Below are 6216 nucleotides of genomic sequence, written 5' to 3' on the forward strand. Positions count from 1 at the left end.
TTTCCGTGTCTGAAGGCTTCTTTTCCTTTCTGTTGATAGGCTAGTAGCAGACGATTGATTTGTCTTTCAGAAAGATTCAGTTCGACACAGGCTCGATTCTTTGTTTTCTTTCCTTGGTCTATAGCTTTTATCACAAGATATTTTTTCGTTTCATTCATATTCAGTTGGATACTTTTCATACGACTATTTTATCAAATGGGACATTTTCACGTTCGATTTACTAAATGAAAGTTATATAATGAAGTTAGCCACCCAGCCCTCCTAAAAATTAGATGGTTCAACTAGCTGAAAGTGTAGACATAAGAAAACACCTCTGTGTTATACTTGTTGTTCAACCACAAACACAAGAAAGGCACAGAGATGCGATATTTTAAAAGAGTTGGATTTCTCCAACTCTTCTCTTTTTAATACACGTTATTTTGATTTGACTGGCTTGTCTTGAGCTGTCTTCAAGGCTGTGGCAATCGTATCTGCATACAATTTTGCTCCTGCTTCAATAGTGCTAGTGTCACTTCCGAAATGGACTTGGTCTGTTCCTGCCCAAATTTCTGGATGCTCTTTCGCAACTTGATTCCAATCTGCTATCGTGATGTAAGGTGTCTTCTCTGCCAATTCTCTCATGTAGGCAGCAGCCTTCTCAACGATGGCATAGGTCTCTTTTGTCTTATCTCCCTCATAAGGAGTCACCAAAACCATATGGTGGCCCTTAGGAAGATTTTTCACGATACTGTCCCAGTCTTCCTTGTAATTTTCAGGATTATTTACCCCAGTCGCAATGACCACCATCTTAGGTAAAAATTTATTTTGGCTATTGTTTATCATGATTTCATTGGCAGTCTTGGTTGTTCTGCTGACCTGCGCGTTAATTTGTGCTCCAGGAAGAGCTGTCTGCAGGGCTGTATTTGCCCTTAAAGCCACCGAGTCACCAATTAACATAGTGCCATCAGCAATTCCTAAACTATCAGCTTCTGCTCGTTCTGCTATCACTTTTGTTTGGGCAATAGTACTAGCAGCTTGCTTCAAGCCATTGACAGTTAAGTCTGTCTCAAACGCTCCCACTTGTGGTGCCAACAAAGTCACTAAGAAGACAATGAAGGCCAAGATTCCCGTACTTGTTGCAAGAATTGTGTGAATATAAGGCAGGGGACGAAGAGTTTGTAAAATAGGTGTGTTCTTGCCTGCAATCCAAGGTTCCAATACATAAAATGAAAGACTGGCAAATCCATAAGAAAAAATCAAAGTTAATAACACAGCAAGAAGATTTGAGGTCAACTGTGAGAAAATGATGTAGAAAGGCCAATGGAAGAGATAAACTGCATAGCTAGTATCCGCTAAAAAGCTAATCATCTTTGTCTCTTGTATATGATGTGTCTTTTCATGTAAGACACGCGCCGCCAGAATCATAGCAAGAGCTGCAAGGCTAGCAAGTAAGAAGCCCATAAGATAGGCAAAAAGATAGGTAAATTTGACAAAGAAGGTCAAAATGAGTAAGAAGCCAAAACCTCCTCCAAAAACCAAAAGGGTCTTGCGTAAATCCCAGATTTTATCCAACTGCTTGACGAGGGAAGTCGTCTGACGAACACCTACAATCGTTGCTAGGATACTTCCCAAAAAGAATGGATAGACATGAGTTAAACTGGAGAAGTAAACAGAGGAATAAGAGGTCACTAGAAAACTACCAATAAACATGGAGAAGAAGCTAATCAAGAAGGCAGCAGCTGATAAGAGAAAAACCATTCCCCTCAACTGACCATTTGATTTGGACTGTTTGGATAAGAACCAAACTGCCAATCCCCAAAGAATATAGTAGTGAACCTCAACGGCCAAGCTCCAATTATGAACAAACAAATGAGGAATGAACTGAGATTCATAACTCCCACCTGTTAGCAGTTCATAGAAGTTAGTCATAAAGCCTAAAACACCCGCAATCTGACCCCCAATTCCAGCCACATAATCTTGGCGAACTAGAAAGGTAAAGGGCATGGTTACCAAGACCATCAAAATCACAGGTGGCACAATCCGATAAAAGCGTCTCCTAAAAAATCCAATCAAGTCAATCTCATGATTTTTAGAAAACTCTTCGATGAGTAGAGCCGTAATCAGGAAACCTGAAAATGTGAAAAAGACATCTACCCCGAAAAATCCTCCAGGAAAGATGGTCTGAAAGAAATGATACAAGAGTACCAGTAGTAAACCTGTAATCCTAATCAAGGAAAACCATTTAATGCGCATACGAGTTTATTCTCCCTTTCATTATACACTTTATTCTATCAAAAAAAGAAGAAAAATCCTAAGAGAAAACTTAGGATTTTTAGCTTATATCTATTCCGTTTTAGAAATTGCGTCCTGACTTATTATAGCCATATTTTTCCACAAAATACTCACGGAATTCCAAGAGATTGTCATCCATGATGGCTTGTCGCACTTGCTTCATCAGGTTAAGCAAGAAGTAAAGATTATGGTAGCTAGTTAAGCGGATACCGAAGGTTTCATCAGCTTTGAGTAGGTGACGAAGGTAGGCGCGTGTGTAGTTCTTACATGTGTAGCAATCACACTCAGGATCCAGTGGCGTAAAGTCCTCAGCAAACTGGGTATTTTTGACAACCAAACGTCCCTGACTGGTCATACAAGTCCCGTTACGAGCGATACGAGTCGGCAAGACACAGTCAAACATATCCACCCCACGAATGACCCCATCAATCAAGCTATCTGGCGCTCCGACACCCATCAAATAGCGAGGTTTATTTTCAGGAAGCAGTTGGGTTGTGAAGTCCAAAACCGCATTCATCTCTTCGTGGGTTTCTCCTACTGCCAAGCCACCGATAGAGTAGCCTGGGAAATCCATGCTGACAAGGTCATGAGCCGATTGGCGACGCAGGTCTTCAAATCCTGCCCCCTGCACAATCCCAAATAACCCTTGGTCATGCGGACGACGGTGAGCCTTCAAACCACGCTCAGCCCAACGACTGGTACGCTCGATTGATTTCTTAACGTAATCGTAAGGTTGATAAAACTGAGGACATTCGTCAAAGGACATCATGATGTCTGAGCCTAGATTATTCTGAATAGAGATAGCTTTTTCTGGCGATAGGAACATCTTGGAACCATTGAGATGGTTTTTAAAGGTTACTCCTTCTTCTGTGATATTACGGCTATCTGCTAAGGAATAAACCTGAAAACCACCACTATCTGTCAAGATAGGCTGGTCCCAATTCATGAACTTGTGGAGACCACCTGCGCGAGCAATAAGTTCATCTCCAGGACGAAGCCAGAGATGATAGGTGTTTGACAGGATAATTCCCGAACCCATCTCCTTCAATTCTTCAGGCGACTGAGTTTTGACAGTGGCTTGAGTCCCAACTGGCATAAACATAGGTGTTGGGAAGGTGCTGTGGGGAGTGATGATTTCTCCCAGACGAGCTCCTGTATGTTTTTCTTTCTTAATCAAACGGTATTTGATTGGTGAATCTGACATTTTTTACCTCCGAAGCTGGGAAAGACAGTCCCAGTTCATACTTTGTACCCAAGGGCATACTGTATGATTTTATCAAAAAAAGCTGGAACTGTCACGAACTATGGTATAATAAGAGAATGAACTATCCAAAAATTGATTTAAAAACAATTCGTCAGGAGTCAAAACATTTTCAGGCTGACACCCCCCGTCTCTTTCTCCTCTATATCCTTCCCAGTATGCTGGTCATCTTATCTGGTTTTCTTAATCCCTTATCTCGGATCCACGTGACTGTTTTAGAACAGCCATTTTTCAGCATACTTGGTCAAATACTTCAAGCCTACCTCTTTCCTCTACTAGTCTCCTTTATCGGGACTATTCTTTTGACCAGTTCCGTCTATGCAACCCTGACACTCATGAAAGATTCTAAAACGGAGCCATCTGTAAAAAACAGCCTAGCTCTCTTTGATGAGGAGCGCTTTTCTCAAACCTTTTTGACCCTACTTCTCAAACGTTTCTATCTCTTTTTATGGAGTATCCCTAATTTACTTGGGATTTACTTCCTCTTTTATAGTAGCTTTTTAGCCCAAAAATTCGTCACCCTACATCCTGAGTTTCCAAATCTAGATCTCTCATCAGTTGAAACCGAGCGTTTCCTCATGGTCTTTGGACTCTACTTTCTTGCAAGTCTCATCTTGATCATTGTAGGAAATATCCTCTATATTCCACAGTATTATGCCTATTCACAGGTGGAATTTCTTCTCTGTTATAGTCTAGACCTAGGACAGGCCTCACCAAGACGAATCCTAAAAACTAGCCGTTCCTTTATGAAGGGCTACAAGTTCCAGCACTTTGTCCTAGATTTACAGCTTCTTCCTTGGTACTTCCTCAATTGGATTACCTTTGGCATTGCTAGTTTTTTACTCCTACCTTATATCCAATGTACTAAAATCAGCTTTTATAGAGCAGTACTTAGAGCAGCACTTAGTAAAAAATACCAACTAAACTACCCCTGGTAGGGCTAGTTTTTCACTCCTACCCTACATTCAAATTAATTAATAAAATGAGTTTTTACCGAGCAGTATTGGCCCGAAAACGTCCAAAAGCTTGAAGGTTTTTCCCCTCAAGCTTTTTTCTATCAATGAGTTTCTCCGCCTACCAACTTGAGTTCCTGATCTCCATGTTCTATTATAGCGCCGATTGCTGCTTCTATCCCTCGCCGAATATCCACTAAACTCATAGCTGGAGTAGTCGGTCTGTTCACCACCTGTTCCATCATATAAGGAATATGCATAAAACCTGCCTTAACATATGGAGATTTCTTTTCTACCAAATAGAGAGCCTGATACATCAAATGGCTGCAGACAAAAGTCCCTGCCGTATTGGAAACAGAGGCCGGTAAGCCCTCTTTTTTTATAGCTTGAACCATCGCTTTAATCGGCAAACTACTAAAGTAGGCCGAAGCACCATCTGGGCGAATGGGACGGTCAATCGGTTGATTATCTTCGTTATCAGAAATGCATGCATCGTCTTGATTAATGGTCACTCGTTCAGGTGTCAAACTAGTTCTTCCACCAGCTTGCCCAATACAAAGGACAAAGTCAGGTTGATAACGATTCATCTCTTCTTCCAATACTTGAGCAGATTTGTGAAAAACTGTCGGCACCTCTAGCCAACGGACCTCAGCACCATGGATTTCAGCTGGTAAACCTTTAATGGCCTCCAAAGCTGGATTGCCCTTTTCCCCTCCAAAGGGCTCAAAACCTGTCACTAATACTTTCATTTCTAACTCCTCAAAACAAATTCAATGAGACTTTTTCTTAAAAACAAGTATAACATATTTCCCTTATTCCGGAGTGAAAAGGACTAGCGAGACTAAGATTGACCTTTGAACTTATTTAAAGAGAAAAATACTAATCAAGGCTAAAATAGCTGGCTCACCTTGCTTCAAAATAATTTTCTTATCTGCTGTGAGAGAGCCATAAGCCGCAGCACCAATCACAAATAAAACAAAAATAGTCACAATTTCTAAATTCTGTGAGAAATAAATCCCATACAGGAGAAAGACTCCTAGCAGAGCATTATAAATCCCTTGATTTTTAAACAGTGAACTTACCGACGGACGAGCTAGTTCTTCCCTGTCCATGTTAAAGACACGACTAGTCGCTTCTGATTGCGTTGCAATACTTTCCAAATCAAAAATGTAAAAATGCTCCAAAGCAACGATTGTTGCTAAAATAATTGTAATAATTGACATCTATTTCTCCTTAAATTTCTATATTTTCAATGCTCAAAACCAATTTGTTTAATAAACGGCTGAATTCTGTTCTCTCAGACTCTGTTAAGATACTTTCCATCTCTTTCTTAACCTTGATATGCTGCAGAGGTGGATTCATCACTAACTGCTCCTTGGCATACTTCGTAGCCTCTACCAAGACTTCTCGCTGATTTTCAGGATTACGATGACGCTCCACCAAACCTTCCTTTTCTAAAATCTTAAAATGCCGTGTCAAAGCAGCCTGATCAATCTTCAAACGCTCCTGAACCGCTATTTGATTACAAGGGGAATGCTTCAACAAAAATAATAAAATCTGATACCGTGTCAAACTAATCCCAAGCCTTTTTTCAAACAATTGCGTACTCGCTTGCTCAGACAAGCGGAGTTGATACAGTAAATCTTGAATCTCTATCATTTCTTCCTCCTTTCTATTGATTTATCAATAGTTGATTAATCAAGTTTAATATAATACTGGACTAAAATCAAA

At 40.4% G+C, this 6216-nt stretch carries 7 protein-coding genes; 1 reads left to right on the forward strand and 6 read right to left on the reverse strand.

Translation table 11 applies throughout. The annotated features are described in order from the left end of the window. From HT671_RS11030 to tgt, 3 genes are all read right to left on the reverse strand, one after another. On the reverse strand, positions 1-158 hold a 158-nt coding region (locus tag HT671_RS11030), incomplete at its 3' end, for a helix-turn-helix domain-containing protein (protein ID WP_172923167.1). Positions 159-414: 256 nt separating this feature from the next. Continuing rightward, positions 415-2232 carry an acyltransferase family protein gene (locus tag HT671_RS11035; protein WP_001220862.1) on the reverse strand — a complete coding sequence of 606 codons (1818 nt, stop codon included), beginning with the start codon at positions 2230-2232 and terminating at the stop codon, positions 415-417. A gap of 100 nt (positions 2233-2332) precedes the next feature. Beyond that, positions 2333-3475, reverse strand: a complete 1143-nt coding sequence (gene tgt / locus HT671_RS11040) for a tRNA guanosine(34) transglycosylase Tgt (RefSeq protein ID WP_172923166.1) — start codon at positions 3473-3475, stop codon at positions 2333-2335. 116 nt (positions 3476-3591) lie between these two features. Here tgt and HT671_RS11045 point away from each other — a divergent pair, with 116 nt between their 5' ends. Further along, entirely contained in the window at positions 3592-4470 is an 879-nt protein-coding gene (locus HT671_RS11045; RefSeq protein ID WP_001108855.1) for a DUF975 family protein, read from the forward strand. Between the two features lie 119 nt (positions 4471-4589). Here the strand turns inward: HT671_RS11045 and pcp are convergent, their stop codons facing one another. From pcp to HT671_RS11060, 3 genes are all read right to left on the reverse strand, one after another. Beyond that, positions 4590-5234 carry a pyroglutamyl-peptidase I gene (pcp, locus tag HT671_RS11050; RefSeq protein ID WP_000866913.1) on the reverse strand — a complete coding sequence of 215 codons (645 nt, stop codon included), beginning with the start codon at positions 5232-5234 and terminating at the stop codon, positions 4590-4592. A 111-nt stretch (positions 5235-5345) separates the two neighbouring features. After that, complete coding sequence (locus tag HT671_RS11055) at positions 5346-5708, reverse strand: DUF1304 domain-containing protein (RefSeq protein WP_138702997.1); 363 nt, start codon at positions 5706-5708, stop codon at positions 5346-5348. A 10-nt stretch (positions 5709-5718) separates the two neighbouring features. Then, positions 5719-6144, reverse strand: a complete 426-nt coding sequence (locus HT671_RS11060; RefSeq protein ID WP_000570119.1) for a MarR family winged helix-turn-helix transcriptional regulator — start codon at positions 6142-6144, stop codon at positions 5719-5721. Between the last annotated feature and the right edge of the window lie 72 nt (positions 6145-6216).

Source organism: Streptococcus sp. 2741, assembly GCF_013276315.1.
In the GTDB taxonomy this organism is placed as follows: domain Bacteria; phylum Bacillota; class Bacilli; order Lactobacillales; family Streptococcaceae; genus Streptococcus; species Streptococcus pseudopneumoniae.

Coding starts and splice junctions, on each gene's coding strand:
- HT671_RS11035 (WP_001220862.1), bottom strand. CDS start 2,232: ATGCGCATTAAATGGTTTTCCTTGATTAGGATTACAGGTTTACTACTG.
- tgt (WP_172923166.1), bottom strand. CDS start 3,475: ATGTCAGATTCACCAATCAAATACCGTTTGATTAAGAAAGAAAAACAT.
- HT671_RS11045 (WP_001108855.1), top strand. CDS start 3,592: ATGAACTATCCAAAAATTGATTTAAAAACAATTCGTCAGGAGTCAAAA.
- pcp (WP_000866913.1), bottom strand. CDS start 5,234: ATGAAAGTATTAGTGACAGGTTTTGAGCCCTTTGGAGGGGAAAAGGGC.
- HT671_RS11055 (WP_138702997.1), bottom strand. CDS start 5,708: ATGTCAATTATTACAATTATTTTAGCAACAATCGTTGCTTTGGAGCAT.
- HT671_RS11060 (WP_000570119.1), bottom strand. CDS start 6,144: ATGATAGAGATTCAAGATTTACTGTATCAACTCCGCTTGTCTGAGCAA.